The organism is Nonomuraea sp. NPDC049758, from assembly GCF_040674635.1.
Taxonomy (GTDB): domain Bacteria; phylum Actinomycetota; class Actinomycetes; order Streptosporangiales; family Streptosporangiaceae; genus Nonomuraea.
Genome location: NZ_JBFAMZ010000022.1, coordinates 49,923 through 74,745 on the forward strand (window position 1 = coordinate 49,923; position 24,823 = coordinate 74,745).

The 24,823-nt window shown below is 72.1% G+C and carries 27 protein-coding genes; 15 read left to right on the forward strand and 12 right to left on the reverse strand.

The features are described from left to right. The first annotated feature begins 11 nt into the window (after positions 1–11). From AB0J46_RS41290 to AB0J46_RS41300, 3 genes are all read left to right on the forward strand, one after another. Positions 12–1,529 carry an AMP-binding protein gene (locus AB0J46_RS41290; protein WP_364340319.1) on the forward strand — a complete coding sequence of 506 codons (1,518 nt, stop codon included), beginning with the start codon at positions 12–14 and terminating at the stop codon, positions 1,527–1,529. A gap of 173 nt (positions 1,530–1,702) precedes the next feature. Beyond that, on the forward strand, positions 1,703–3,010 hold the full coding sequence (locus AB0J46_RS41295; protein ID WP_364340321.1) for an FAD-dependent oxidoreductase: 1,308 nt from the start codon (positions 1,703–1,705) through the stop codon (positions 3,008–3,010). Positions 3,011–3,018: 8 nt separating this feature from the next. Then, positions 3,019–4,131, forward strand: a complete 1,113-nt coding sequence (locus AB0J46_RS41300; protein WP_364340323.1) for an aldolase — start codon at positions 3,019–3,021, stop codon at positions 4,129–4,131. A 24-nt stretch (positions 4,132–4,155) separates the two neighbouring features. On the opposite strand, the gene AB0J46_RS41305 is transcribed toward AB0J46_RS41300, so the two are convergent. From AB0J46_RS41305 to AB0J46_RS41315, 3 genes are all read right to left on the reverse strand, one after another. Next, positions 4,156–4,836: a copper homeostasis protein CutC gene (locus tag AB0J46_RS41305; protein WP_358298459.1), complete on the reverse strand. Its 681-nt coding sequence runs from the start codon at positions 4,834–4,836 to the stop codon at positions 4,156–4,158. Positions 4,837–5,004: 168 nt separating this feature from the next. Then, entirely contained in the window at positions 5,005–5,541 is a 537-nt protein-coding gene (locus AB0J46_RS41310; protein ID WP_352363152.1) for a GNAT family N-acetyltransferase, read from the reverse strand. 265 nt (positions 5,542–5,806) lie between these two features. Then, positions 5,807–6,559 carry a GntR family transcriptional regulator gene (locus AB0J46_RS41315; protein ID WP_352319883.1) on the reverse strand — a complete coding sequence of 251 codons (753 nt, stop codon included), beginning with the start codon at positions 6,557–6,559 and terminating at the stop codon, positions 5,807–5,809. A 138-nt stretch (positions 6,560–6,697) separates the two neighbouring features. Between AB0J46_RS41315 and AB0J46_RS41320 the strand changes: the two genes are divergently transcribed. Continuing rightward, positions 6,698–7,021: a hypothetical protein gene (locus AB0J46_RS41320; protein ID WP_358298463.1), complete on the forward strand. Its 324-nt coding sequence runs from the start codon at positions 6,698–6,700 to the stop codon at positions 7,019–7,021. A 375-nt stretch (positions 7,022–7,396) separates the two neighbouring features. Here AB0J46_RS41320 and AB0J46_RS41325 read toward each other — a convergent pair whose 3' ends face one another. Continuing rightward, a complete protein-coding gene (locus AB0J46_RS41325; protein ID WP_364340326.1) occupies positions 7,397–7,840 on the reverse strand; it encodes an OB-fold domain-containing protein in 444 nt (147 codons plus the stop codon). A gap of 3 nt (positions 7,841–7,843) precedes the next feature. After that, entirely contained in the window at positions 7,844–9,004 is a 1,161-nt protein-coding gene (locus AB0J46_RS41330; RefSeq protein WP_364340513.1) for an acetyl-CoA acetyltransferase, read from the reverse strand. A 282-nt stretch (positions 9,005–9,286) separates the two neighbouring features. On the opposite strand from AB0J46_RS41330, the gene AB0J46_RS41335 reads away from it, so the two are divergent. The 6 genes from AB0J46_RS41335 (at position 9,287) to AB0J46_RS41360 (ending at position 15,075) form a co-directional block, all read left to right on the forward strand. Then, a complete protein-coding gene (locus AB0J46_RS41335; RefSeq protein WP_364340515.1) occupies positions 9,287–9,808 on the forward strand; it encodes a flavin reductase family protein in 522 nt (173 codons plus the stop codon). Then, positions 9,795–10,916, forward strand: coding sequence for an acyl-CoA dehydrogenase family protein (locus AB0J46_RS41340; RefSeq protein WP_364340328.1), 1,122 nt, complete (start codon positions 9,795–9,797; stop codon positions 10,914–10,916). Before AB0J46_RS41335 ends, AB0J46_RS41340 begins: the two co-directional genes overlap by 14 nt. A gap of 11 nt (positions 10,917–10,927) precedes the next feature. Continuing rightward, positions 10,928–11,701, forward strand: coding sequence for an SDR family oxidoreductase (locus tag AB0J46_RS41345; protein ID WP_358000672.1), 774 nt, complete (start codon positions 10,928–10,930; stop codon positions 11,699–11,701). A 63-nt stretch (positions 11,702–11,764) separates the two neighbouring features. Beyond that, positions 11,765–13,060, forward strand: coding sequence for a DUF2252 domain-containing protein (locus tag AB0J46_RS41350; protein WP_364340330.1), 1,296 nt, complete (start codon positions 11,765–11,767; stop codon positions 13,058–13,060). Between the two features lie 28 nt (positions 13,061–13,088). Then, positions 13,089–14,294 (forward strand): hypothetical protein, encoded by a 1,206-nt coding sequence (locus tag AB0J46_RS41355; protein ID WP_364340332.1) that lies wholly within the window; start codon positions 13,089–13,091, stop codon positions 14,292–14,294. A gap of 34 nt (positions 14,295–14,328) precedes the next feature. Further along, positions 14,329–15,075, forward strand: coding sequence for an SDR family oxidoreductase (locus tag AB0J46_RS41360; protein WP_358298473.1), 747 nt, complete (start codon positions 14,329–14,331; stop codon positions 15,073–15,075). Here the strand turns inward: AB0J46_RS41360 and AB0J46_RS41365 are convergent, their stop codons facing one another. The 3 genes from AB0J46_RS41365 to AB0J46_RS41375 form a co-directional block, all read right to left on the reverse strand. Further along, positions 15,076–15,891, reverse strand: coding sequence for a hypothetical protein (locus AB0J46_RS41365; RefSeq protein ID WP_364340334.1), 816 nt, complete (start codon positions 15,889–15,891; stop codon positions 15,076–15,078). A gap of 90 nt (positions 15,892–15,981) precedes the next feature. Continuing rightward, positions 15,982–16,221: a hypothetical protein gene (locus AB0J46_RS41370; protein WP_364340336.1), complete on the reverse strand. Its 240-nt coding sequence runs from the start codon at positions 16,219–16,221 to the stop codon at positions 15,982–15,984. 50 nt (positions 16,222–16,271) lie between these two features. Beyond that, complete coding sequence (locus AB0J46_RS41375) at positions 16,272–16,526, reverse strand: hypothetical protein (protein ID WP_357983843.1); 255 nt, start codon at positions 16,524–16,526, stop codon at positions 16,272–16,274. A 215-nt stretch (positions 16,527–16,741) separates the two neighbouring features. Here AB0J46_RS41375 and AB0J46_RS41380 point away from each other — a divergent pair, with 215 nt between their 5' ends. Next, on the forward strand, positions 16,742–17,395 hold the full coding sequence (locus tag AB0J46_RS41380; RefSeq protein ID WP_364340338.1) for an NIPSNAP family protein: 654 nt from the start codon (positions 16,742–16,744) through the stop codon (positions 17,393–17,395). A gap of 215 nt (positions 17,396–17,610) precedes the next feature. On the opposite strand, the gene AB0J46_RS41385 is transcribed toward AB0J46_RS41380, so the two are convergent. Both AB0J46_RS41385 and AB0J46_RS41390 read right to left on the reverse strand, forming a co-directional pair. Then, on the reverse strand, positions 17,611–18,540 hold the full coding sequence (locus AB0J46_RS41385; RefSeq protein ID WP_358298485.1) for an SDR family oxidoreductase: 930 nt from the start codon (positions 18,538–18,540) through the stop codon (positions 17,611–17,613). 9 nt (positions 18,541–18,549) lie between these two features. Further along, on the reverse strand, positions 18,550–19,278 hold the full coding sequence (locus AB0J46_RS41390) for an SDR family oxidoreductase (protein ID WP_364340340.1): 729 nt from the start codon (positions 19,276–19,278) through the stop codon (positions 18,550–18,552). 46 nt (positions 19,279–19,324) lie between these two features. Between AB0J46_RS41390 and AB0J46_RS41395 the strand changes: the two genes are divergently transcribed. The 4 genes from AB0J46_RS41395 to AB0J46_RS41410 are packed head-to-tail and all read left to right on the forward strand — an operon-like array spanning position 19,325 to position 22,566. After that, entirely contained in the window at positions 19,325–20,053 is a 729-nt protein-coding gene (locus AB0J46_RS41395) for an enoyl-CoA hydratase family protein (RefSeq protein ID WP_364340342.1), read from the forward strand. Beyond that, a complete protein-coding gene (locus tag AB0J46_RS41400) occupies positions 20,050–20,826 on the forward strand; it encodes a CoA-transferase (RefSeq protein WP_364340344.1) in 777 nt (258 codons plus the stop codon). The genes AB0J46_RS41395 and AB0J46_RS41400 overlap by 4 nt, the downstream gene beginning before the upstream one ends. Next, complete coding sequence (locus AB0J46_RS41405; RefSeq protein WP_364340346.1) at positions 20,813–21,547, forward strand: CoA-transferase; 735 nt, start codon at positions 20,813–20,815, stop codon at positions 21,545–21,547. The genes AB0J46_RS41400 and AB0J46_RS41405 overlap by 14 nt, the downstream gene beginning before the upstream one ends. Then, positions 21,544–22,566 (forward strand): nitronate monooxygenase, encoded by a 1,023-nt coding sequence (locus AB0J46_RS41410; protein ID WP_358298495.1) that lies wholly within the window; start codon positions 21,544–21,546, stop codon positions 22,564–22,566. Before AB0J46_RS41405 ends, AB0J46_RS41410 begins: the two co-directional genes overlap by 4 nt. Positions 22,567–22,600: 34 nt before the next feature. On the opposite strand, the gene AB0J46_RS41415 is transcribed toward AB0J46_RS41410, so the two are convergent. After that, positions 22,601–23,266 (reverse strand): pentapeptide repeat-containing protein, encoded by a 666-nt coding sequence (locus AB0J46_RS41415; protein ID WP_364340348.1) that lies wholly within the window; start codon positions 23,264–23,266, stop codon positions 22,601–22,603. 4 nt (positions 23,267–23,270) lie between these two features. Next, positions 23,271–24,749: a glycoside hydrolase family 3 N-terminal domain-containing protein gene (locus AB0J46_RS41420; protein ID WP_364340350.1), complete on the reverse strand. Its 1,479-nt coding sequence runs from the start codon at positions 24,747–24,749 to the stop codon at positions 23,271–23,273. Positions 24,750–24,823 lie beyond the last annotated feature (74 nt).

Here is a 24,823-nt window from a genome sequence, read left to right on the forward strand (position 1 = left end):
CGGAGTAGCCGATGGCATCGATGCCCGACTGGGGGACGCTCCCCCGCATGCTGCGCGACCAGGCCGCACGCCATCCGGACGCCGTCGCGGTCGTCGAGGGCGGCGCGCGCGTCACGATGGCGGAGCTCAGGACGGGAGCCGCCGAGGTGGCCCGCGGGCTGATCGCCCTCGGCGTGGAACCCGGCAACCGGGTGGCGATCTGGGGCCCGAACTCGGCGTCGTGGGTGCGGCACGCGTTCGGCGTCTGGGACGCGGGGGCCGTCCTCGTGCCGTTGTCGTCGCGGTACAAGGGCATCGAGGCGGCCGGGCTGATCGGCCGGACCGGGGTGAAGGTCGTCATCGTCGGCGATCCGCCGCTCGCCGGCCTGCTGCCGCCCATGGACGCCCGGGTGGCCGTGCGCGCGGCCGGCGACCTGGAGGCGGGCGGGGTGAGCGCACGGGCGGTCGAGGAACGGGCGCTGGCGGTCGGGCCCGGCGACTTGTGCGAGATCATGTCCACGTCCGGCACCACGGGCACGCCGAAGGGCGTGATGCTCGACCACGCCCAGGTCCTGCGCGGCTACTGGGACTGGGCGGAGATCGTCACGCTGGACGAGCACGACCGCTATCCGGTGATCGCGCCGTTCAACCACGGGTTCGGGCTGAACGCCGGGCTCGTCGCGTGCGTGCTGCGGCGGGCCACGATGTTGCCGATCCCGGTGTTCTCGCCGGACGCCCTGATGTCGCTGATCTCCTCCGAGAAGGTGACGATCCTGGCCGGGCCGCCCACCCTGTTCGCCCGGATCCTGGACGAGCTGGACCGCGCCGACTGGGACGTCTCCTCCCTGCGGGTGGCCATCTGCGGAGCCGCCTCCGTGCCCGCCACGCTGATCACCCGGCTGGCCGAGCGGGTCGGCCTGGAACGGATGATCAACGCGTACGGGCTGATGGAGGGCACGGTCGTGTCCATGACCCGGGCCGGCGACCCCATCGACGTGATCGCGAACACCACCGGCAGGGCCGTCCCGGGCATCGAGGTCAAGATCGTGGACGACGACGGCAAGGAGGTCGCGCCCGGCCGGCGCGGCGAGATCCTGCAACGCGGCTACGGCGTCATGCGCGGCTACTGGGACGAGCCCGGCAGGACGGCCGAGGTGATCGACGCCGACGGCTGGCTGCACACCGGCGACGTCGGCGTGCTGGACGAGGCGGGCAACCTCGCCATCGTGGACAGGAAGAAGGAGCTCTACATCGTCAACGGGTTCAACGTCTCCCCCGCCGAGGTCGAGTCGCTCCTGCTGCGCGAGGGCTCACTGGCCCAGGCCGCCGTGGTCGGCGTGCCCGACCCGGTCTCCGGCGAGGCCGGCGTGGCCTACGTGGTGCCCCGGCCGGACGCCCGCGTCACCGCCGGCGCGCTGCTGGCCTGGGCGAAGGCCAACATGTCCAACTACAAGGTGCCCAAGCGCGTCGAGGTGGTGGACGCGCTGCCCGTCAACGTCAACGGCAAGGTCGACAAGCTCGCCCTGCGCTCGCGGGCCGTCCCCGGATAGCGGCGTTTCAGGGGCTGCCATGAGGGGCCCCGTGAGCGAGAATCCGGTTGGACGGGTATTCACGGGAGACGGGTTCACCTGCGGGCGACCGGGGATACATCGAGCACACGGGCCGGTTGCACCTCTAGGGACGCGTCCTCCGCGTCGCACCTTCACCGGCATGAGGAGGCAGCGTGGCGTTGCACGTGGCGGTCATCGGGTCGGGCCCGGCCGGGATCTACACGGCCGAGGCGCTGGTCAAGCAGTCGGCCGAGCCTGTGCTGGTCGACGTCCTGGAACGGCTGCCCACGCCGTACGGGCTGGTCAGGTACGGCGTGGCGCCCGACCACACCTCGATCAAGTCGATCGCGAACTACCTGCGCAGGGTCCTCGAACTGCCCCAGGTGCGCTTCCTCGGCGGCGTCACGCTGGGCGGCCACGTCTCCGTCGCGGACCTGCTTCGCGTCTACGACGCGGTCGTCTACTGCACGGGCGCGATGGTCGACCGGCGGCTCGGCATCCCCGGCGAGGACCTGCCGGGCAGCGTGGCGGCCACCGACTTCGTCAACTGGTACTGCGGCCACCCCGACGTCGATCCCGGCCGCTTCACGCTGGACAGCTCCGAGGTCGCGGTGATCGGGGTCGGCAACGTGGCCGTCGACGTCGTCCGCGTGCTGGCCAAGACCGCCGAGGAGCTGCGGCACACCGACGTGCCCCACGACGTCCTCGACCGGCTGAGCCAGAGCCAGGTCAAGGCGATCCACATGGTCGGCAGGCGCGGGCCCGAGCACGCCAAGTTCACCCTGAAGGAGCTGCGCGAGCTCGGCGAGCTGGCCAACGCCGACGTCTGCGTGCGCCCCGACGAGGCGGCCGTACTCGGCGCCGACTTCCCGCGCCAGGTCCAGGGCAACATCAAGGTCCTGCAGTCGTGGGCCGGCCGCGAGCCCGTGGGCCGGCCGCGCCGCCTCGACGTGCGCTTCTGGCTGCGGCCGGTGGAGATCCTGGGCGCCGACCGGGTCGAGGGGCTCCGGCTCGAACGCACCCGCCTGTCGGAGGAGGGCCGCGTCGTCGGCACCGGCGAGTACGAGACGCTGCCCGTCGGCATGGTGCTGCGCTCGGTCGGCTACCAGAGCGTCCCGCTGCCCGGCGTGCCGTTCTCCGAGCGGACCATGACCGTGCCCAACGAGGCTGGCCGGGTGCGTCCGCGCGAGTACGTGGCGGGCTGGCTCAAACGCGGGCCGACCGGCGTCATCGGCACCAACAAGTCCGACGCCGCCGAGACGGTCCGCACGCTGCTGGCCGACCTGGAGGGCGGCGCGCCGGTGTCGCGGCCGACGGTCGAGTCGCTGCTGGCCGAGCGGGGCGTGCGGCCGGTGACCTACGACGACTGGCTGGCCATCGAACGGGCCGAGGGGGAGCTGGCCAGCTCGCTCGGCCGGGGCGAACGCGTCAAGCTGGTCGGCGTCGACACCATGCTCCGCGCCTGCGCCCACCTGGAATGAGCCCGTACGTGCACGACGAGCCCGTGCCCGGCTTCGCCGAGGTCCACGCGGCGCAGCAGGCCCGCTACCCCATGGCCGAGCCGGGCTGGCAGCCGGTCCACACCGTCTACGTGCCGGCCGACCGCTTCTCCGCCTCGACCGTCGCCGAGTGGGGAGGGCGGGCGCTGTCGCTGGCCGAGGCGCATCTGGAGGCGTTCGCGCCCGACGTGCGCGACCGGGTGCTCGGCAAGCTGGCCCGCGAGCCGGTCGAGGACCTGCGGATCGACTTCGAGGACGGCTACGGCGTGCGCCCGCACGAGGAGGAGGACGGGCACGCCGAACAGGCCGCGCGGGCCGTGGCCCACCTGCACGCCGCCGGGACCCTGCCGCGGCGGTGGGGGCTGCGGGTGAAGTCGTTCGCCGACGGCGACCCGGCGAGGTCGGTGCGCACGCTCGGCGGCTTCCTGGCCGGGGTGCTGGAGCGGGCGGGCGAGCTTCCGGCGGGGTTCACGGTGACGTTCCCCAAGGTGCTGATGGAGGCGTACCTCGGGCAGTTCGCGGGCGTGCTGGAACGGCTGGAGGCGCGGCTCGGCCTGTCCGGGCTGCGCTTCGAGATGCAGGTGGAGGCTCCCCAGACGCTGCCCTTCCTGCGGGCCGAGCTGCCCGGGACGCTCGGCGGGCGGCTGGCCGCGGCGCACTTCGGCGTGTTCGACTACACCGCCGCCATCGGCCTGCCGCCGCACGAGCAGCGGCTCGACCATCCGGCCTGCGACCACGCCAGGCACGTGATGCAGACGGCGTTCGCGGGCACGGGCGTCGAGCTGTCCGACGGCTCGCTGGCCGCCGGGCCCGCCTCCGACCGGGCGGACGACGTCCACGCCCTGTGGGGCAGGCACGCCCGGCTGGTCGGCCACTCCCTGGCCCACGGCTTCCACCAGGGCTGGGACATGCATCCGGCGCAGCTCGTCAGCAGGTTCGCCACCGTCTACGCCTTCCACCTGGCCCACTACGACTCCTACCGGGAGCGCGTACGGGCCTGGGAGGAGCGGCGGGCGGCCGGGGGCGGCGTCATGGACGAGCCGGCCACCGTCAGGACGCTGGCTGCCGCCCTCCGCCGCGCCGACGCGGCCCTCTTCCCCTGAGCCGCGCCACGGGGGCCTGGGGGCTCAGTCGCGCTCGACCAGGGAGCGCCACTGCCGGACCAGCCGCCACTCGACGGGGTCCGTCCAGCTCGCCCGTACGGCCGAGCCCACGTGGAAGGCGCGGATGCCGTAGTCCAGCAGGTCGGGCACGTGAGCGGGCTTGAGCCCACCGCCGGCCAGGATGATCGACCCGTCGCCGGCCTCGGCCCTGGACCTGAGCGTGGACAGCCCCGCGCCGACGCCCTGGGGCGAGCCGGAGGTGAGCACGGTGGCCAGGTTGGGCAGCAGCCGCACGGCCCGCCAGGACGCCTGCACGTCGGCGGCGTGGTCGACCGCGCGGTGGAAGGTCCACGGGAGCGGCGAGACGGCGTGGATGAGCGCCTCGGTGGCCGCCAGGTCGACCACGCCCGCGTCGTCGAGGAAGCCGAACACGAACCCGGCCGCGCCGGCCTGCGCGAGCGCCTTGGCGTCGCGGCGCAGCCGATCCAGGACGTCGGGGTCGGCGGTGAAGTTGGCCTCGCAGCGCAGCATCACCATCTGGGGAAGGGGGCACTCCGCGGCGATCGCGGCGACCGTCTCCGGTGCAGGGGTGAGCCCGTCGGCCGCCATGTCGGCGACGACCTCCAGGCGGTCGGCGCCGCCCTGCTCGGCGGCCACGGCGTCGCGCACATTGAGCGCGATCACCTCAAGGAGGGATCCGGTCATGGCAAAGAGGTTATATGGCGCTCTGTCCACTTGCGCCGGAAACGCACGTGCCCATTGGGGCCGCTGCGGTACATGCCGACGAGGTGACCTGCCGCCTGAGGTGAGGTGGCGCGCGACCACCGGCCGGACCCGGCCCCCTTCCGGACCGGGTCCGGCCAGAGGGGTTCGCTAGGCGCTGATCAGCTCCGCGACCGTCAGGTCACGGAAGGCCGTCGTGGACAGGTCGCGCGACGGCCGTTGGAACAGGGCCCCGGACGAGCGGTGCGGCAGGTCCACGGTACGGATGTGCCGGAACCCGCGCATGCGGTAGTACTCCTGCAGCCGCGGGTTGGCCTTGGCGCAGTCGAGCCGGAGCCAGGGCAGCCCGGCGGAACGTGCCGCGGAGCAGGCCCAGTCGAGGAGCGCGTCACCGAGGCCGCTGCCGGACCACGGCCTGGCCACGGCCAGCTTGTGGACGTAGAGCGCGGCCCCCGGGTCGTCGGCCGGGGTCCAGAACTCCGGGTCGGCGTTGCCGTCGAGGGCGATGGTCGCCACGGGCGGGGCCTGGACGTCGGGGTCGAGATAGCGCAGCTCGTCGTCGAGCAGGTACAGGACCCGCTCCTCGATGAGCGGCTCGATCCGCTCGGGGCCGAATCCCTGCCGCGGCCACTGCCGCACTCCCTGGGTGTGCAGCCACTCGGCGGTGTCCGCGAGAAGCCTGAGCACGCCGGGAAGGTCCGCGGGCTCCGCGCGCCGGAGTGCGAGCGGGTGAAGGAGGGTGTTTGTGTGCATAATACAGCCCTTCGATGCGTTGGGTGCCCATGCCGACACAGAGCGTGATGACGCAATGTCGCGCAGGGGCGATATGGGTCCTCAACCCGATATATATGGATAAATGGCGATTTAGGGGAGTATGCACGACTCCCCTAGGCCAGCGAGGCGGCTTTCTCGCTGCGCCCGGCCGGCGGGATCACCCCTTCAACCGAGCCCGTCAGCGGCGACGATCGAGCTCGTATCTGATCAGATGTTTGTCGGCGGGCAGCACCGACACAGCGACACGCACTGGCATGTCGGCCCCGTCGTATCCGACTCGGACGTAGACCATGACTGGCGTGCCGAGTTCGAGTTGGAGGCGCTCGGCCTCCTCCTGGTTGGGCATACGGGCCCAGATGTCGTCGACGACGCGTATCTGCGCGTGCCCGAGTTCTTCCAGAACCCTGTTCGCCCCGCGCGCGATGTCTCCGGGCCTGGCGATCTCGGAGTCGGCGACCAGATCACGGGGGAAGTAGGAGTCGTTGGTGTTGTACGGCTGGCCGTCGACGAACCGCAGGCGGCGACGCACGACCGCCAGCTCTCCGTCGGCCAGTTCCAGCCTGCTGGCGATCTCCTCGACGGGAGAAACCGTCAGCACTTCAATGTACTGGCTCGGGGCCCGGCCTTCCTGCGCAACGGCGTAGGCGAAGGCCTCCTTCAGTTCTCCGGTGGGCTGCGGCTCCAGCTCGCGCTGCGGGTAGATGAGCAGCGGCCTGCGGTCGCGGACCACCGTGCCGCGCCTCGGCGTGCGCGTGACCAGCCCCTCGTTGACGAGCTCCCCGAGAGCCAGCCTGACGGTGTTCCTGCTCACCCCGTGGTCTTCCATGAGCTGTGCCTCGGTCGGCAGCTGCGCCCCGGGGCCGAGGACACCCGAGTAGATGGCTCGACGCAATTCCGCCGCCACCTGCTGATACAGCACCGACCTTGCCACTTTCACCCCTTTTGTTCCAACAATTTAGACGATCTGGTTCTAGCAGGCCACAACCCCTTGACCGAAGCCCCTCGACCGGCCCATCATCCATTCGTTGGTACAAATCCATCTAAAGGCCGGTGAGGGGGTGGAGGCCAAGTGTTGCCGGTTCACTCGGACACGCCGTTCCTGCCCTGGCAGGACCCCCGCGAAGCAACTCGTTTACTGCGTTACGCGTTGCGGCGCGACGGGTTCTCCCACAAGCACCAGAGCAAGGAAAAGGCGATGTCCGTGCTCTCGGTGTCGACCGAACTGACCGTGTGGTGCATAGACGGATCCTTTGTCTGGAACGAGGAGGGTGGCGCCCCCGTCACGCACCCCATCGATGACCCTGTCGGTGCGGCTCGACGCAGCACCGTTCGTCACCGGCGGCACGTGCCTTCGCACACCCCCACCGACTCCGTGCGCGAACTCGCGGCCTAGGACTCCATCCCTCGCCGGAGTCCTGGCGTCGCCGCGCACGGGGCAGGAAGCGCGTCCTGGCGGGTCCCCCACGCCCGCCAGGACGCGCCTTCCTCCGAGGGACCCTCTTCGCGCCGCCGTACCGCCCCCGTGCCCGGAGGGCTGCGCGCCGTCCGAGCCAGGCCCGGGCCGGCGGCAGGAGTCAGCGGTCGTGACCTCGGTGTCACGTCTGTCGCCGAGTCGCTTCCGCACACGTACGCCGCCACGTCCGGGTCGCCTCCATGGTTGACGCCTCAGCTTCATCATCAACCCTCACGGGCCAACCTGCAGGCACCTTCGCAATGGTGGGACTGGTGGGAATATCCGGTACGAATCGAATGTCCGGATCTGGACCGATCAGCGGGAGGATGTGCGCTCGGGCGAATGGGCATCCGCGTCCCCGTCCAGGGGCTCCCAGTCGAGCAGGGTCAGCCGGTCGTCGACGCGCGTGCGCACCCCTCGTACGCGCTGGCCGGGCAGCGGCTCGGGCGCGGCGCCACGCCAGTTCCCGTGCACCAGGCAGCCGGGGACGGCGTCCAGCCGGACCATCACCACGACGTACGGCTCCCCCGAGCCCGGCAGGAAGGCCCGGCGGTTGACGATCCAGCTCTCGACCACGCCCTCGGCCGGCACCGGGAGCCACCGCCACGCCTCGCCCCGGCAGGACGGGCAGAAGGCCCGCGCCGGGAAGCGCGCGGTGCCGCAGCCGTCGCAGCGCTGCACCGCGAACCCCTCCCGCGCCAGGCGCTCCCACCACTCGGCGGAGTCGCGGTCGGGCTCGGGACGGGGACCGTGGGTCATGGGTCACGACCTCCTGAGGATCAGCGCGGAGGTGGCAGGCAGGAGGTAGCCGGGCTGGGCCGTCGAGAGCGCCACCTCGGCGCCGGGCACCTGGCGGTCGCCGGCCTCGCCCCGGAGCTGGGCGACCGCCTCGGCGACGTGGTTGACGCCGTGCACGTACCCCTCCGACAGGAAACCGCCGTGGGTGTTCACGGGCAGCTCGCCGTCCGGGGCCGTGGCGCCCGACTCCACGTACGGGCCGCCCTCGCCCTTGGCGCAGAAGCCGTAGTCCTCCAGCTGCACGATCACCGAGTACGTGAAGCAGTCGTAGATCTCGGCCACGTCCACGTCGCCGGGGCCGAGGCCGGCCTGCGCGTACAGGCGCGGGGCCAGGGCCGCGGCCGCGGTCACCGTGGGATCGGCCGGGCCCGTGCCCGACAGGTGGGACGTGCCGCCGCCCCAGGCCGCCGCCGAGATCAGGACGGGGCGGCGGCGCAGGTCGCGGGCGCGTTCCGCGGTGGTGAGGACGAGGGCGCAGGCGCCGTCGGTCTCCAGGCAGCAGTCCAGGAGGCGGAACGGCTCGGCGATCCACCTGCTGGCCAGGTAGTCCTCCAGCGTGATCGGGGTGCGCATGAGGGCCCGCGGGTTCTTGACCGCGTTGGCGCGCTGGGTGACGGCGACGCGGCCGAAGTGCTCGGGCCTGGTGCCGTACCGGAGCATGTGGGCGCGGGCGTACATGGCGTACTGCTGCGGCGGGGCGAAGTAGCCGTAGGGGGCCTGGTACTGGACCTCGGGGCTGACCGGCACGCCGCGCCCGGTGCCGCCCATGCGGAACTCGGAACGGGCGTTGATCGCGCGGTAGCAGACGACGGTCTCGGCCATCCCGGTGGCCACGGCCAGGGCGGCCTGGCCGACGACGGCGTGCGAGACGCTGCCGCCACCGAACTGGTCGAGGTGCCAGGCGAGGTCGGGCAGGCCGAGGGCGGGGGCCACCAGGGACGGCGGGGCCGAGTCGCCGACGCGGTGGGTGGCCAGGCCGTCCACGGCGTCCGGGGGCAGGCCGGCGTCGTCGAGGGCGGCAAGGACGGCACGGCAGGCCAGGGTGAGGGTGCTGACGCCCGAGTTCTTGGTGAAGGGGGTGTAGCCGATCCCCGCTATGGCGGTCACATCCCGGAAATCAAGCAAGCGCTTGGGCACAGAGATCACGCTATGCCGTCCCTTTTCGCCATGTCAACCGGCGACCCGGCCACCGGACGGCGAGCGGCAGCCGCGGCGGACTCCGGGCGGGTTGACAGGGTCTCCGGAACGAGCCTAGTGTCCAAGCAAGCGCTTGGTATGTATGATGGGCGCAGTCGGTGACGAGGAGGCGGACCCATGAGCACACACGCTGCCCGGCTCATCGCGCCGGACGGCTGTCGCGGCCTTCCGACGCCCTACCAGCGCAGCAGGACTCGTAACGGAGCCGCCATGCCGCCCGGCCCTTCACAGCACAACGGGAACGGCCACATCGACGGCCGCCGGTTCCGTCAGGTCCTCGGCAGGTTCGCGACCGGCGTGGTGGCGATCACCGCCCTCGACCCGGCGAACGACCAGCCGTGCGGCCTGGCGGCCAACTCCTTCACCTCCGTCTCGCTCGACCCGCCGCTGGTCGCCTTCTGCGTGGCCCACACCAGCACGAGCTGGCCCCGGGTGCGCGGTGCGAAGGTCGTCACCGTGAACGTGCTGGCCGAGCACCAGCAGCCGGTCTGCGCGCAGATGGCGGCCAAGGGCGGCGACAAGTTCGCCGGCCTGGCCTGGACCGGCTCCCCCGGCGGCAACCCGGTGCTCGAAGGCGCGCTGGCCTGGCTCGACTGCGTGATCGAGGCCGAGCACCCGGCCGGCGACCACATGATCGTGGTGGCCCGGGTGCTGCAGCTCGACACGCACGCCGACGGCGGCCCCCTGGTCTTCTTCCAGGGCGGCTACGGGGGATTTGTTGAGCCTTCGTGAGCAGGCCCGCGCCTGGCTGGAGGAGAGCCTGTCCGGCGAGTTCGCGCACGTCCGCGGTCTCGGCGGCCCCGGCAGGGAGCACGAGGGGCACGACCTGCGCCTGGCCTGGGAACGCCGGCTCGGCCAGGCGGGCTGGACCTGCCTGAGCTGGCCCGAGCGGTACGGCGGCCGGGCCGCCTCCCTCGACGACCAGGTCGCCTTCTACGAGGAGTACGCCAGGGCCGACGCCCCCGCCCGGGTCGGCCTGATCGGCGAGGGGCTGATCGGCCCGACCATCCTGGAGTTCGGCACCGACGAGCAGAAAGACCGCTTCCTCCCGCCGATCCAGCGCGGCGAGGAGCTGTGGTGCCAGGGCTATTCCGAGCCCGAGGCCGGATCCGACCTGGCGAACGTCCGGACCAGGGCGCGACTCGAAGGCGACGAGTGGGTGATCACCGGGCAGAAGGTGTGGACGTCGCTGGCCCACGTCGCCGACTGGTGCTTCGTCCTGTGCCGTACCGAGGAGGGCTCGCAGCGGCATCGCGGGCTGTCGTACCTGCTGGTGCCGATGGGCGGGCCGGGCGTCACCGTACGCCCGATCAGGCAGCTCACCGGCACCTCCGAGTTCAACGAGGTGTTCTTCGACGGCGCGCGCACGGCGGCGGGGAACCTGCTCGGGGCGCCGGGCGAGGGCTGGCGGGTGGCCATGGCCACGCTGGGCCACGAGCGCGGCGCGTCCACGCTGGGGCAGCAGATCGGGTTCCGGCGGGAGCTGGCCGAGGTGATCGCGACCGCCCGCCGGACCGGGGCGGCCGAGGACCCGGTGCTGCGCGACCGGCTCGTCCGGTCGTGGCTGGAGCTGGAGATCATGCGGCTGAACGCCCTGCGGATGCTGGGCCCGGACCCGGGCCCGGAGGCGTCGATCGCCAAGCTCTACTGGTCGGAGTGGCATCGACGGCTGGGCGAGCTGGCGCAGGAGGTGCAGGGGAAGGCCGGGCTCGTGGCGGCGGACGGCCTGAACGACCTGCAACGCTTGTATTTGTTCAGCCGGGCGGACACGATCTATGCCGGGTCGAGTGAGATCCAGCGGAACATCATCGCCGAGCGCACTCTTGGACTCCCCCGCTGATTGGAGCACGGATGGCACCGCCCTATCCGAAGTCGCACGGTCTGCTCGACGGCAAGGTCACGCTGGTGACCGCCGCCGCGGGCGCGGGCATCGGCTACGCCACCGCCAGGCGCTGCGCCGAGGAGGGGGCCACGATCGTCCTGTCCGACCGGCACGAGCGCCGCCTGGCCGCCGCCGCCGAGGCGCTGACCGAGCTGACCGGCGTCAAGCCGCTGGCGGTCCCGTGCGACGTGACGTCGGAGCCACAGGTGCTGGCGCTGTTCGACGCGGTGGTGGAGGCGCACGGCCGGCTCGACGTGGTGATCAACAACGCCGGCCTCGGCGGTACGGCCCCGCTGGCCGAGATGACCGACGAGCAGTGGCACGCGGTGCTCGACGTCACCCTCAACGGCACCATGCGCTGCACCAGGGCGGCGGTCCGGCACATGATCGGCCAGGGCTCCGGCGTGATCGTGAACAACGCCTCGGTGGTCGGCTGGCGGGCGCAGCGCGGGCAGGCGCACTACGCGGCGGCCAAGGCCGGGGTGATGGCGCTGACGAGGTGCGTCGCACTGGAGGTCGCCGAGCACGGCGTCCGGGTGAACGCGGTGGCGCCGTCACTGGCCGTGCACCCCTTCCTGGCGAAGGTGACGAGCGAGGAGCTGCTGGCGGAGCTGGCCGCCAAGGAGGCGTTCGGGCGGTCGGCCGAGCCGTGGGAGGTGGCCAACGTGATCGTCTTCCTGGCCAGCGACTACTCCTCGTACATGACGGGCGAGACCGTCTCGGTGTCCTCGCAACATCCCTGACCTGGCCCTGTCAGGGAGAATTCGGGGTAGGCGGCGGGCATCGGGCGGGCTACCGTCCGTTGCATGGGCACACGCTCCTCCTTCCTGCTCGACGTCCTGATCAGCGAGTTCGGCGAGTCGATCAAACGGGACCCGGCCGCCTTCCGGCGCAAGTTCCGCAAGATGGCGGCCTCCCCCTTCGCCTTCTACCGGGGCAGCGCCGGCCTGTTCTACGCCGACCTGACCGGCGACTTCGCCGACGGCTCCTACCTCGACGAGCCCACGGGCCGGGTGTGGATCCACGGCGACCTGCACGCCGAGAACTTCGGCACGTACATGAACGCCTCCGGGGTGCTGGTCTTCAACGTCAACGACTTCGACGAGGCCTACGTCGGCCCCTACGTCTGGGACCTCAAGCGCTTCGCCGCCAGCGTGGCGCTGATCGGCTACGCCAAGGCGCTGTCGGACGAGACGATCAGCGCGCTGGTGACCGAGTTCGCGCGGGCGTACCTGGCCGAGCTGCACGGCATCGCGACCGGCGGCGACGACGCCATCGGCTCGCTCACCCTGGAGACCACCGGCGGCGTGCTGCACCGGGTGCTGCAGACGGCGCGTCTCAGCACGCGGGTGGCGATGCTCGACGTGGAGACCGTGATCGACGACTACGACCGGCGCTTCGCCCTCATGGACGGCCGGGAGGAGGTCGACGCCGCGACCCGGGAGCGGGTGCTGGCGGCGTTCGAGGGCTACCTGGGGACGCTGCCCACGCCGTCCAACCCGGTCGAGCACGTCGTCAAGGACGTGGCGCTGCGCAAGGGCGTGGGCATCGGGTCGGCGGGGCTGCCGTCGTACAACCTGCTGCTGGAGGGGCGTTCGCAGGCGCTGGAGAACGACGTCATCCTCTACATGAAGCAGGCCCAGGCGCCGGCCGTGGCCCGGTACGTCGACAACGAGAAGGCGGCCTCCTACTTCCTGCACCAGGGCCACCGCACGGCCGAGTCGCAGCGGGCGCTGCAGGCCTACGCCGACCCGTGGCTCGGGTACGCCTCGCTCGACGGGGTGGGCCAGCTCGTGGCCGAGGTGTCGCCGTACTCGGCCGACCTCGACTGGGACGACGTCAACGAGCCCGACGAGCTGCGTTCCATCATGCGCGACCTGGGACGGGCGGTGGCGCGCATGCACTCGGTGGCCGACGACGAGTCCAGCCACGACCTGGTGGACTTCTCGACGGAGGAGGCGATCGTGGCGGTCATCAACGGCGATCAATCCGGATTTATCGGCATGTTGGTGGATTTCGCCCATCGATATGGGGCACAGGCTCGTGAAGACCATCAACGGTTCGTCGACCTGTTCAGGAACGGTCGCCTGCCCGGCCTGTGAGCCCTCGCGGCGGCCGCGGAGGAGCATCGTGCGTCATCTCATTGGGCTGCTGCTGGGGACCGAGGAGGACTGGCCGGCGGCGTTCGAGACCGTGTTACGCCGGTTGGGGCCGATCAAGGGGGTGGGCGGGTTCGACGTCGAGCGCATCACGATCGAGCCGTTCGACCTGCGTGCCAAGCCACGTCACGAGCTGGTGATCGACCGGCTGGCGTACTGGTACTACCACCCCCGCGAGTGGCTGAAGAAGATCGCCATGATGGACGACGTCTATCTGCTGAACAGCCCGTTCACGTTCCAGTCGATGGAGAAGCACGCGGCCTACTGCGCGATGATGCGGCTCGGGCTCAAGGTGCCGGAGACGGTGCTGGTGCCGTACAAGAACCCGCTGGACAACTCCCGCTACGCCTACACCGCCGAGCGCTACAACCGTTCCTTCGACCTCGACGCGGTCGCCGAGCGCATCGGCTATCCGCTGTTCATGAAGCCGTACGACGGCGGCGCCTGGCGGGGCGTCTCCCGCGTCCGCGACCGCGACGAGCTGCACCGCGCCTACGACCAGAGCGGCGAGATGCTCATGCACCTCCAGCAGTCCGTCGAGGGGTACGACGCCTTCGCCAGGTCGTTGTCGATCGGTGCGGAGACCATGGTCATGCGCTTCCGCCCCGACGAGCCGATGCACGCCCGGTACGCCGTCGACCACGAGTTCCTCTCGCCGTCCGTGGGCGAGGAGGTCGTCACCGTCGGGCGGCTGGTGAACGCGTTCTTCCGCTGGGAGTTCAACTCCTGCGAGACCCTGGTCAAGGGCGCCGACGTGCACCCGATCGACTACGCCAACGCCTGCCCCGACGTGGCCCTGACCAGCCTGCACTACTACTTCCCCTGGGCGATCAAGGCGCTGGTGAAGTGGAGCGTGTTCTGCGTGGCCACCCGCCGCCGGCCGCGCATCGACCTGGAGACGCACGACTACTTCGAGGTCACCGGCGACTACGGGGAACGGCTGGCCCAGTACCGCAAGCTGGCCGACCGGTACTTCGAGGTGGACCGGTACGAGGAGTTCTGCCGTACGCACCTGGGACACATCGACGAGATCGTGCTGGATTGGGTGGCCGGGCCGGAGTTCGACCGGTTGCTGGTCGACACGGTCGCCGCCACGTACCCGGCGGCCGAGCGCGAGCGGTTCACCGAGCACTTCCGGGGGCTGCTGCGACTCTGGGTGAAGGACGAGGGCAGCTAGTAACCGACCAGTCGGTATGGCATGCTTCCGGAACATGAGTCTGTTCTCGGTGGAAGGCAAGACGGTCGTCGTCACCGGCGGTTCGCGCGGCATCGGCCGCATGATCGCCGCCGGGTTCGTGGCGGCCGGCGCGACCGTCGTCATATCGGCACGCAAGGCGGCGGAGGTCGACAAGACCGCCGCCGAGCTGGGCTGCACGGCCGTCCAGGCCGACCTGTCCACGCCCGAGGGGGTGGACACGCTGGTCACGGCGGTGGGCGGCCCGCTGCACGTGCTGGTCAACAACGCCGGCGCCACCTGGGGCGCGCCTCTGGAGGAGTATCCGGAGCACGCCTTCGACAAGCTCTGGGACATCAACGTCAAGGGCGTCTTCTACCTGACCCAGAAGTTCCTGCCGAACCTGCGCCAGGCGGCCGGCCCGGACGACCCGGCCCGGGTGATCAACGTGGGCTCGATCGACGGAATCCGGGTGCCCGCCCTGGAGAGCTACGCCTACTCCTCCACCAAGGCGGCCGTGCACATGCTGACCCGCCACCTGGCCAGACAGCTGGCCAAGGAGCACATCACGGTCAACGCCATCGCCCCCGGGCCGTTCGACTCCAAGATGATGGCCTTCGCCCTGGACGACCCCTCCACCCGCGCCGCCATCGCCTCGACCGTGCCCCTGGGACGGATCGGCCGGCCCGACGACATGGCGGGCGCGGCCGTCTTCCTGTCCTCGCGGGCGGGGTCGTACCTGACGGGCACGGTCATCCCGGTGGACGGCGGGATCTCCTGCTGATCAGACCAGCTCCCCCAGGGCCCTGGCGAAGTTCGCCGGGGCGTCCGGCGCGTAGCGCAGGAACAGGTACGGCTCGGTCAGCTCCAGCTCGATGACCACCGGCGTGCCGTCGGACAGCCGGACCAGGTCGATCCTGGCGTAGAGAAGGGCGTGGGGAATGGCTGCTAGCACCTTCTCGGCCAGGTCGACCTGGTCCGGGGCCGGGGTGCGGAGCTCGGCCCGCGCGTTGTGGTCGAGGGTGGTCCCCGCCGCCAGCATCGGATGGCGGCGGACGGCGTGGCTCAGGCGGCCGTTGAAGTACAGCAGGGAGGTCTCGCCCTCCGACTCCACCATGTCGAGGTAGGGCTGGACCATCGGCTGCCGCCCCGCGGCCTGGAGCGCGGCGGCCAGTTCGGCCGCCTTGTCGCGGTCGGTGGTCCTGGTCGTGTCGCGGGCTCCGGCGGAGATCGCGGGCTTGACGACGTACTCGGGCCAGTCGGGCAGGTCGTGGGCGGACCAATGGGTCGGCACGGTCGGCACGCCCAGGTCTCTCAGGTACGTCTTGTCGGTGTTGCCCTCCAGGACGACGGCCGGGTTGAGCAGCTTGGTGACGGACTCGACGCGGCGGGCCCAGGCCAGGAACTCCGCGCGCCGGTCGATGTAGTCCCAGGCCGATCGCACCACGACGGCGTCGTAGGCGCTCCAGTCGGCCGCGGGGTCGTCCCAGCGTTCGGCGCGGCCCTCGATGCCGTTGGCGTGCCAGTGGGAGAGCGCGAGGTCACGCTCGTCGTCCTGGCCGGTTGGGTCATCAAAGGTGACATATGCACAGTTCGTCATCCAGGGATGGTAATGGGGGCGGGCCGGGCCGCCTCGACCCGGCCCGCACGGGGACGCCCTCTCCGCGCCGGAGGGCGCCCCCGGGCCTGGCTAGGAGTCGACGCTGGTGCCGGCGTGGCCGGCGTCGTCGGCGGTCGTGGCGTTGCCGTTGACGTTGTTGACGCTGGTGGCGTCGGTGCCGCTCACGTTGACGTTCACGACGTTGCCGAAGTTGTTGCCCGACTGGGAGGTGTCGTGGTTGGAGCTGGAGTTGCCCGCGGTGACGTCGGCGTGGGCCGGGGCGGACAGGAGCGTCAGGGCGGCGGCCGCGGCGACGGCGCCAGTGGTCACGCAGAGCTTCTTCATCATGTCGATGTCCCTTCCTCGGAGCTGTACGGAGGTCAGTAGAAGATGTAGGTCACCGCGATGCCGCCGTCGGTGGCGGTGGTCGCGACGCCGTTGATGTTGTTGACGTTGGTCGAGTCCCAGCCACCACGGTTGGCCGCGGAGACGTCGCCGAAGTTGTTGCCCGACTGCGACGAGTCGCTGTTGCTGCTCCAGTTGTCGGACCAGGTGTCAGCGTGGGCGGGAACGGCCGCCATGGCGACGCCGGCCGCGGCCAGCACGGCACCTGCGGCGCACAGCCTTTTGATCACTTCTGCTCCTTCACCGGTGTGGACCCCTGCGAGGCGGCGGACGCCAGGGCCCTGGACAGCCGCCGCCCCCTTTTTGACCTTCTGTGACCCATTGGGAGCAAGGTCAATGCGACTATATAACTCTGCGTTGTCATTCGGTAGCACAGAGTTATCAGAACATTATTCGCCGCCGACGCTGACATGAGGTGGCAGTGATCCCGCCCTAGCGTCCGGCCGTGATCTATGAACTACGGCGGTACACCCTTCACCCAGGACGGCGCGACACCCTCATCACGCTGTTCGAGCGCGAGTTCGTCGAGCCGCAGGAGGCGCTCGGCATGCGCGTCGCGGGCACCTTCCGCGATCCCGACGCGCCCGACACCTTCACCTGGCTGCGCGCCTTCCCCGACATGGAGGCGCGCCGGGCGGCGCTGGAGGGCTTCTACGGCGGCCCCGTCTGGCGGGCGCACCGCGACGCCGCCAACGCCACGATGATCGACTCCGACGACGTGCTCTTGCTCCGCCCGTCCGGTCCGGAGCTGCCCTCCTGGGAACGGCCGCCCGCGGGCGCCGCCGAGCCGCCCGCCGCCCTGTACGTCGCGACGATCTGCCACGTCGGGGAGGGCTTCGCCGAGTTCTTCGCAGGGCAGGTCGCACCCGCGCTGGCCGAGGCCGGGACGCCGCCGGTCGGCTGCCTGGAGAGCGAGCACGCCGAGAACACCTTCCCCCGCCTGCCGGTCCGGGCCGGGGAGAACGTGTTCGTGTGGTTCACCCGGTTCGCCCGTCCCGAGGACGAGCGCCCGGCGGACCTGTCCATGCTGGAGCCCCGGCTGACCGCGCCGCCGGTGCGGCTGCGCCTGCGTCCCACCGCCCGGTCGTCGATGCGCTGACGACTTCTTACTCGCCGAGGGGCTGCGGCCGGCCAAGCTGGGCGGCTGGACGTCCCCCCGGGAGGTGACGTCGCTGGCCTATCCGGACGACGACCCCCGCGCCGTCGCCGTGGTCTATGCGGTGGACGTGACCTCGGGGCGCGCCACCGAGCTGTTCGCGCTGCGGGAGGACGGCCAGACGTCCGTGCCCGGGCTGGTCCGCTGGCCGGCGGGGATCAGGGGGCCGCGCCGTAGACGGGCTCGGGGGCGGGGGCGGCCTCCAGGAGCGTGGCGACGGCCTCGCCCACCTCCTCCGGCGACCAGCGGGCGCCCCGGTCCGCGGCGGGGCCGTGGCGCCAGCCGGTGGCCAGCGCGATCGTGCCGCCCTCGACCTCGAAGACCCGGCCCGTCACGTGCGCGGAGGCCGCCGAGCCGAGCCAGACGACGAGCGGGGCGACGTTCGCCGGGTCCATGGGGTCGAACCCGGCCTGCGGCCTGGCCATGGTCGCCGCGAACACCTCCTCGGTCATCCGGGTGCGGGCGGCCGGCGCGATGGCGTTGACGGTGACGCCGTAGCGGGCCAGCTCGGCGGCGGCGACCTGGGTGAGCGCGGCGATCCCTGCCTTGGCCGCCGAATAGCCGGCCTGGCCGACGCTGCCCAGCAGGCCCGCGCCCGAGGAGGTGTTGACCACCCTGCCGGACACCTCCTCGCCCGCCTTCGACCGCTCCCGCCAGTACGCGGCCGCGTGCCGCAGCGGCAGGAAGTGGCCTTTGAGGTGCACGCGGACGACGTCGTCCCAGTCCTGCTCGGTCATCGAGACCAGCATGCGGTCGCGCAGGAAACCGGCGTTGTTGACCAGGACGTCCAACCGGCCGTACGCGCTGACGGCGGTCTTCACCAGCCGGGCGGCGCCGGCCCAGTCGGACACGTCGTCGCAGTTGGCCACCGCCCGGCCGCCGAGTGCCTCGATCTCGGCGACGACCTCGTGGGCCGGGCCGGCGGACGCGCCGCCGCCGTCGCGGGCGGTGCCGAGGTCGTTCACCACGACGCGGGCGCCCTGCCGGGCGAACTCCAGGGCGTGCTGCCTGCCGATGCCGCGTCCGGCGCCTGTCACGATCACCACGCGGCCAGCGCAAATGCCCACAAGACCTCCCAAGGGGATCATGCACAGATATCAAGAAATATCGTCAGAAGCTAGGTGTTGCCAGGCCGGGATCTCGCCGCCGCCGTCCACCCGTACCTCGGCGCCGGTCACGTAGCCGGGGGCGGCCAGCCACAGACAGGCCGTGGCCACGTCGGCGGGCGTGGCGGGGCGGCCCGCGGGGATGGCGGCGTCCGCCCGCCCCTGGCCGGTGTACCGCTCGGCCGCCGTGGTGTCGGCCAGGCCGACCACGACCGAGTTGACCCTGACCTCGGGGGCCCATTCGGCGGCCAGGCAGCGGGCCAGGTGGTGCAGGCCCGCCTTGGCGGCGCCGTACGCGGCGGTGCCGGGCGAGGGACGGGCGCCGCTGACGCTGCCGATCATCACGATCGCCCCGCGGGCGGCGGCCAGCAGCGGGTGGGCCCGCTGCGAGACCAGCAGGGGGGCGGTCAGGTTGAGCTCGATGACGCGGGCGTGCAGGCGCGGCGAGGTGCCCGACACGGGGGCGGGCGGCGAGCCGCCGGCGTTGTTGACCAGCACGTCCAGCCGGTCGAACCCGGCGACCAGCCGTTCGACGTCCGCCGGGACGCGCACGTCGGCCTGGACGAAGCGCAGGCCGTCCAGGGGGCCGGGGTCCTTCCTGGCGCAGACCGTCACGTCGGCGCCGGCCGCGCGGAAGGCCCTGGCGATGCCCGCGCCGATGCCCTGGGTGCCGCCCGTCACCAGCACGGACCTGCCCGTGTAGTCGTAAGTGACCGTCACGGGTGCTACCGTACCAAGCAAGCGTTAGGTGCGACCAGGGAGCGCGATGGGGATCACACTGCGGGACGGGCCGGTCGCCGAGGTCGTGGTGGACGTGCCGCCGGTGAACGCGTTGACCGTCCAGGGCTGGGCCGACCTGGCGGCGGCGGTGCGCGCGGCCGGGCGCGACCCGGCGACCAGGGTGGTGGTGCTGCGGGCCGAGGGCCGCGGGTTCAACGCCGGCGTGGACATCAAGGAGATGCAGGCCGATCCCGGGCACACGGCGCTCGTCGGCGCGAACCGGCAGTGTTTCGAGGCGTTCGCGGCCGTCTACGAGTGCGAGGTGCCGGTGCTCGCCGCCGTGCACGGACACTGCCTGGGCGGCGGCGTCGGCCTGGCCGGCAACGCGGACGTGGTGGTGGCCAGCGAGGACGCCTACTTCGGGCTGCCCGAGGTGGACCGCGGGGCGCTCGGGGCGGCCACGCACCTGGCCCGGCTGGTGCCCCAGCACCTCATGCGGGCCATGGTCTACACGTGCCGGAACGTCACGGCGGCCGAGCTGCACGCGTTCGGGTCGGTGCTGGAGGTGGTGCCGCGCGACAAACTGCGCGCGGCGGCGATGGAGGTGGCCGGGCGGATCGCGGCCAAGGACCCGTACGTCATCCGCCGCGCCAAGGAGTCGCTGAACGGCATCGACCCGGTGGACGTCCGGCGCAGCTACCGCTTCGAGCAGGGCTTCACCTTCGAGCTGAACCTCATGGGCATGGGCGACGAGCACAGGGAGCGGTTCCGATGAGCAAGGTGATGTCCGTCGAGGAGGTCGCGGCCTCGGTGGAGAGCGGGATGACGGTCGGGATCGGCGGCTGGGGCTCGCGGCGCAAGCCCATGGCCCTGGTGGGCGGCCTGCTGCGCACGTCCGTCCGGGATCTGACGGTCGTCTCCTACGGCGGCCCGGACGTCGGCATGTTGTGCGCGGCGGGCAAGGTGCGCCGGGTCGTGGCGCCGTTCGTCACGCTCGACTCCATCCCCCTCGAACCGCACTTCCGGGCGGCCAGGCAGGCGGGCACGGTCGAGTTCACCGAGTACGACGAGGGCATGTTCATGTTCGGGCTGCTGGCGGCGGCGCACCGGCTGCCGTTCCTGCCGACGCGGGCGGGGCTGGGGTCCGGCGTGCTGCGGGTCAACCCGGAGCTGCGGACCGTGCGCTCGCCGTACGGGGACGGGGAGGAGCTGGTCGCGGTGCCCGCCCTGACCATGGACGTGGCGCTGGTGCACCTGAACCGGGCCGACGCCCGCGGGAACGCGCAGTACCTGGGCCCCGACCCGTACTTCGACGACCTGTACGCCAAGGCGGCCGGGCGCTGCTACGTGTCCTGCGAGCGGCTGGTGGACACCGCCGACCTGCTGAAGGAGGGGCCGGTGCAGTCGTTGCTGATCAGCCGGTCGATGGTGACCGGCGTGGTCGAGGCGCCCGGCGGGGCCGGGTTCACCTCGTGCGAGCCGGACTACGGGCGCGACGAGGAGCGGCAGCGGCGGTACGTGGAGGGCGGCGTCGATGACCAGAACTGAGGTGAGCAGGGCTGACGTTTGTGTGCTGGCCTGCGCGGAGGCGTTCAGGGGCGACGGGGAGATCCTGGCGGCCGGGATCGGCGGGGCGATCACGGTGCTGGCCGCGCGGCTGGCCCGGCTGACGTTCGAGCCCGATCTGCTCACCTCCGACGGCGTCTGCCTGCTCACCGGCGACGTGCCCGCGCTGGGGGCGGCGCCCGGGGTGGTGGAGGGGTGGCTGCCGTTCCGGGAGCACCTGTGGCTGGTGCTGAACGGCCGCCGACACGTGATGCTCGGCGCGAGCCAGATCGACCGGCACGGGAACAGCAACATCTCCTGCATCGGCGACTGGGCCCGTCCCAAGGCGCAGCTCCTCGGGGTGCGCGGGGCGCCGGGGAACACGCGGTGCGACCCGACGAGCTACTGGATCCCGCGGCACTCGCGGCGGGTGTTCGTGCCCGAGGTGGACATGGTGAGCGGGCTGGGCACCGACCGGGGGGCGTACGAGCTGCGGCGGGTGGTGACGGACCTGGCGGTGCTCGACTTCGGCGCCCCCGACGGCTCGATGCGCCTGGTGTCCACGCATCCGGGGGTGAGCGTGGCCGACGTGCTGGCCGCCACCGGCTTCGACCTGGTCGTCCCGCCGGAGGTGCCCACGACGCGGGAGCCGGACGCGGTCGAGCTGGCCGTCCTGGACCGGCTGGATCCCGGCCGGGCGCGCGACCGCGAGGTGGCCGGGTGAGGACGGCGCTGACCGAGCTCACCGGCTGCCGCCATCCCGTCGTCCAGACCGGCATGGGGTACGTCGCGGGCGCCCGGCTGGCCGCGGCCGTCTCGGCGGCGGGCGGGCTGGGCGTGATCGGCGCCGCCACCATGTCGGTGCCCGAGATGACGGCGGCGGTCAGGCGGGTCAAGGAGCGGACCGACGCCCCCTTCGGGGTCAACATCCGCTCCGACGCCGACGACGCGGCCGAGCGGGTGGCGGTGATGATCAGGGAGGGCGTGCGGGTGGCGTCGTTCGCCCAGGCGCCCCGGCGCGAGCTGATCGCCCGGCTCAAGGACGCGGGGGTCGTCACCATCCCGTCGGTGGGGGCGCGCCGGCACGCCGAGAAGGTGGCCGCGTGGGGCGTGGACGCGGTGATCGTGCAGGGCGGCGAGGGCGGCGGGCACACCGGCCCGCTGGCCACCACGCTGCTGCTGCCCCAGGTCGTGGACGCGGTGGACATCCCGGTGATCGCCGCGGGCGGCTTCTTCGACGGCCGGGGCCTGGTCGCCGCGCTGGCCTACGGCGCGTGCGGGATCGCCATGGGCACCCGGTTCCTGCTGACCCGCGAGTCCCCGGTGCCCGGCGCGGTCAAGGACGTCTACCTGGCCGCCCGCGAGACCGTCGTGACGACCAGGGTGGACGGCGTGCCGCACCGCGTGCTCAGCACCCCGTTCGTGGCCTCGCTGGAACGGTCGCGGCTGCTGCGCGCGGTGCTGAACGGCGCCCGGTTCCGGCGGCTGTCCGGCCTGTCGTGGGGCGCGCTGGTCCGCGAGGGACGCCGGATGCGCCGCGGCCGGGAGCTGACCTGGGCGCAGGTGCTCCAGGCGGCCAACACGCCGGTGCTGCTGCGCGCGGCGATGGTGGACGGCCGGGCCGACCTCGGGGTGATGGCCTCGGGTCAGGTGGTGGGCGTGATCGAGGACCTGCCGTCGTGCGCCGAGCTGATCGGCCGGGTGATGGCCGAGGCCGAGGAGGCGCGCAAACGCCTGGCCTGACCCACGCACCGCCTGACCCCACGCGGAATCTGGCTCACAGGACGGTGATGCCCCGGGCCAGCAGGATGGCGTTGGCCTGGGTCTGGTTGATGATCGCGCCGGCGAAGGCGCGCAGTTTGGCGTCGTCGGGCTGCCCGAGGTCGGCGCCGCGCAGGTCGGCCTTGGCGAACGTGGTGTTGAGCAGCCGCGTGCCGATGAGCCGGCAGTCGCTGAAGGTGGCCTCGGTGAAGTCGCAGCCCGACAGGTCGGCGTCGTCGAAGCGCACGCCCTCGATGAACTCGCCGCGCAGCGAGCAGCCGCCGAGGTTGGCCAGCGTCAGGTTGCACCGCGCGACCTTGAAGCCGGTGCCGCGCGAGGCCGTGAGCGCGGCGCCGATCATGCGGCAGCCCTGGAAGGAGGCGTCGGTGAGCAGGGCGCCGCCGAACTGGGCCGAGGACAGGTCGACGTCGGTGAACGTGGCGTCGATCAGGTCGGCGTCGTTGAACCTCGGGCGCATGCCGCCGCCACCCGCGAAGACCGCGCCGTCGAGGTCGGCCTTGCGCAAGTCGGCGCCGTCGAGCACGCAGGACTCGAAGCGGGCGCCGGCCAGCGCGGCTCCGGACAGGTCGGCCTCGGTCAGGTCGCAGCCGCGGAAGACGTGCGGCCCGTCGTCGTGGAGGGCGGGGCGGCTGTGGGAGAGGTCTTCGCCGTCGAGGATCACGGTGTCACAGCGTACCGGTGAGCACCTCCGCCGCCGCCTGGCCGCAGACCCGCGCCGACCCGTACGTGGCGATGTGCACGGCGCCGAGGTCCGAGCGGGCGGGCAGGCCCATCTCCACGACGACGGCGTCCGGCCGGGCGCTGAGCAGGTGCCGCAGCGCCTCGCCCTGCCAGGCGTAGCGATGGGCGTCGCGGACCACGATCACCAGGGGGCGCTGCGCCGCCTCGCCGATCAGCCGCTCCAGCCTGGCCCCGGTGGTGTCCCCGGCCGCCAGCCGGGTGACGGCGGTGCCGGGCAGCAGCCGTCCGAGCGGCTCGCCGACGCCCCAGGGGGTGCCCTTGTCGATGGCCAGGTTCATCTCGGGCGTCAGCTCGACCACGTGCGCCGCCCCGGTGAGCGGCAGCACGGGGGCGGTGGACCTGCGGGTGACGCGGACGGCCCGGCGGGCGGCGGAGAGCCCGAGGTAGCCGTCCTCCGGTACGGGGCTGCCCGAGGAGGTGGTCCAGGCGGCCAGCTCGCGGACCCTGCGTGCGGCGTCGGCCAGTCGCTCCTCGGGCAGCAGTCCTTCGGTCACGGCGGCGGCGATGGCGTCGCGGACCTCGACGGCGGTGGCCTCGTCGGCCCGCTCGCCGCCCACGCAGATCGCGTCGGCCCCTGCGGCTATGGCGCGGGCGGAGGCGCCCCCGATCCCGTACGCCCCCGACACCGCGGCCATTTCTATGCCGTCCGTGATGATCATTCCCTGGAAGCCCAGCTCCTCACGCAGCAGGCCCGTGAGGACCTTGGGGCTGAGCGTGGCGGGCAGCTCGGCGTCGTAGGAGGGCACGAGCAGGTGGCCGGTCATGATCGACCTGACCCCCTCCTTGATCGCCTCCCGGAAGGGGAAGAGCGCCTCCTCGATGCCGGCGTCGGCCACCACGGGCACGCCGTGGTGGGAGTCGACGGTGGTGTCCCCGTGGCCGGGGAAGTGCTTGGCGCAGGCGGCCACCCCGGCCGACTGCATGCCGCGGACGAACGCCCTGGTGTGCCGGGCGACGAGCGCGGGGTCGGCGCCGAAGGAGCGCAGGCCGATGACCGGGTTGTCGGGGTTGGAGTTGACGTCGGCGGACGGGGCGAAGTCGATCGTGATGCCCGCGGCCGCCAGTTCGCCGCCCATGTCCCTGGCCAGCGCCTCGGTGAGGCCGACGTCGTCCACGACGCCGAGCGCGTACCCGCCGGGACGGCTGCTGCCGGTGCTCACCTCCAGCCGGGTGACCTCGCCGGACTCCTCGTCGGTGCCGACGAGCACCGCGGGGTTCTCCGCGCGCAGCGCGGCGGTGAGCCGGGCGACCTGCGCGGGGTCGGCGATGTTGCGGGAGAACAGCACCACGCCGGCCAGTCCCTCGCCGAGTCGGCGGCGGATCCAGTCCGGAGGCGTCTGTCCCGCGAAACCAGGGAGGAGGACGGCGTCGGCGAGGCGAAGAAGGTCACCGCTGAGGGGCATGACCCGAAATCTAATAGGAAAGTTTCCTATTTGCTAGAGGCATTTTCTGATGTCAGCCCGGTTCCTTCCGTGTG

What these genes read in the sequence shown, in the direction of transcription:
- AB0J46_RS41290 (WP_364340319.1), top strand. Translation starts at nt 12, where the DNA reads ATGGCATCGATGCCCGACTGGGGGACGCTCCCCCGCATGCTGCGCGAC.
- AB0J46_RS41305 (WP_358298459.1), bottom strand. Translation starts at nt 4,836, where the DNA reads ATGACCGGATCCCTCCTTGAGGTGATCGCGCTCAATGTGCGCGACGCC.
- AB0J46_RS41400 (WP_364340344.1), top strand. Translation starts at nt 20,050, where the DNA reads ATGAGCAAGGTGATGTCCGTCGAGGAGGTCGCGGCCTCGGTGGAGAGC.
- AB0J46_RS41365 (WP_364340334.1), bottom strand. Translation starts at nt 15,891, where the DNA reads ATGACGAACTGTGCATATGTCACCTTTGATGACCCAACCGGCCAGGAC.
- AB0J46_RS41350 (WP_364340330.1), top strand. Translation starts at nt 11,765, where the DNA reads ATGGGCACACGCTCCTCCTTCCTGCTCGACGTCCTGATCAGCGAGTTC.
- AB0J46_RS41325 (WP_364340326.1), bottom strand. Translation starts at nt 7,840, where the DNA reads ATGACCCACGGTCCCCGTCCCGAGCCCGACCGCGACTCCGCCGAGTGG.
- AB0J46_RS41360 (WP_358298473.1), top strand. Translation starts at nt 14,329, where the DNA reads ATGAGTCTGTTCTCGGTGGAAGGCAAGACGGTCGTCGTCACCGGCGGT.
- AB0J46_RS41345 (WP_358000672.1), top strand. Translation starts at nt 10,928, where the DNA reads ATGGCACCGCCCTATCCGAAGTCGCACGGTCTGCTCGACGGCAAGGTC.
- AB0J46_RS41335 (WP_364340515.1), top strand. Translation starts at nt 9,287, where the DNA reads ATGCCGCCCGGCCCTTCACAGCACAACGGGAACGGCCACATCGACGGC.
- AB0J46_RS41405 (WP_364340346.1), top strand. Translation starts at nt 20,813, where the DNA reads ATGACCAGAACTGAGGTGAGCAGGGCTGACGTTTGTGTGCTGGCCTGC.
- AB0J46_RS41420 (WP_364340350.1), bottom strand. Translation starts at nt 24,749, where the DNA reads ATGCCCCTCAGCGGTGACCTTCTTCGCCTCGCCGACGCCGTCCTCCTC.
- AB0J46_RS41395 (WP_364340342.1), top strand. Translation starts at nt 19,325, where the DNA reads ATGGGGATCACACTGCGGGACGGGCCGGTCGCCGAGGTCGTGGTGGAC.
- AB0J46_RS41385 (WP_358298485.1), bottom strand. Translation starts at nt 18,540, where the DNA reads ATGATCCCCTTGGGAGGTCTTGTGGGCATTTGCGCTGGCCGCGTGGTG.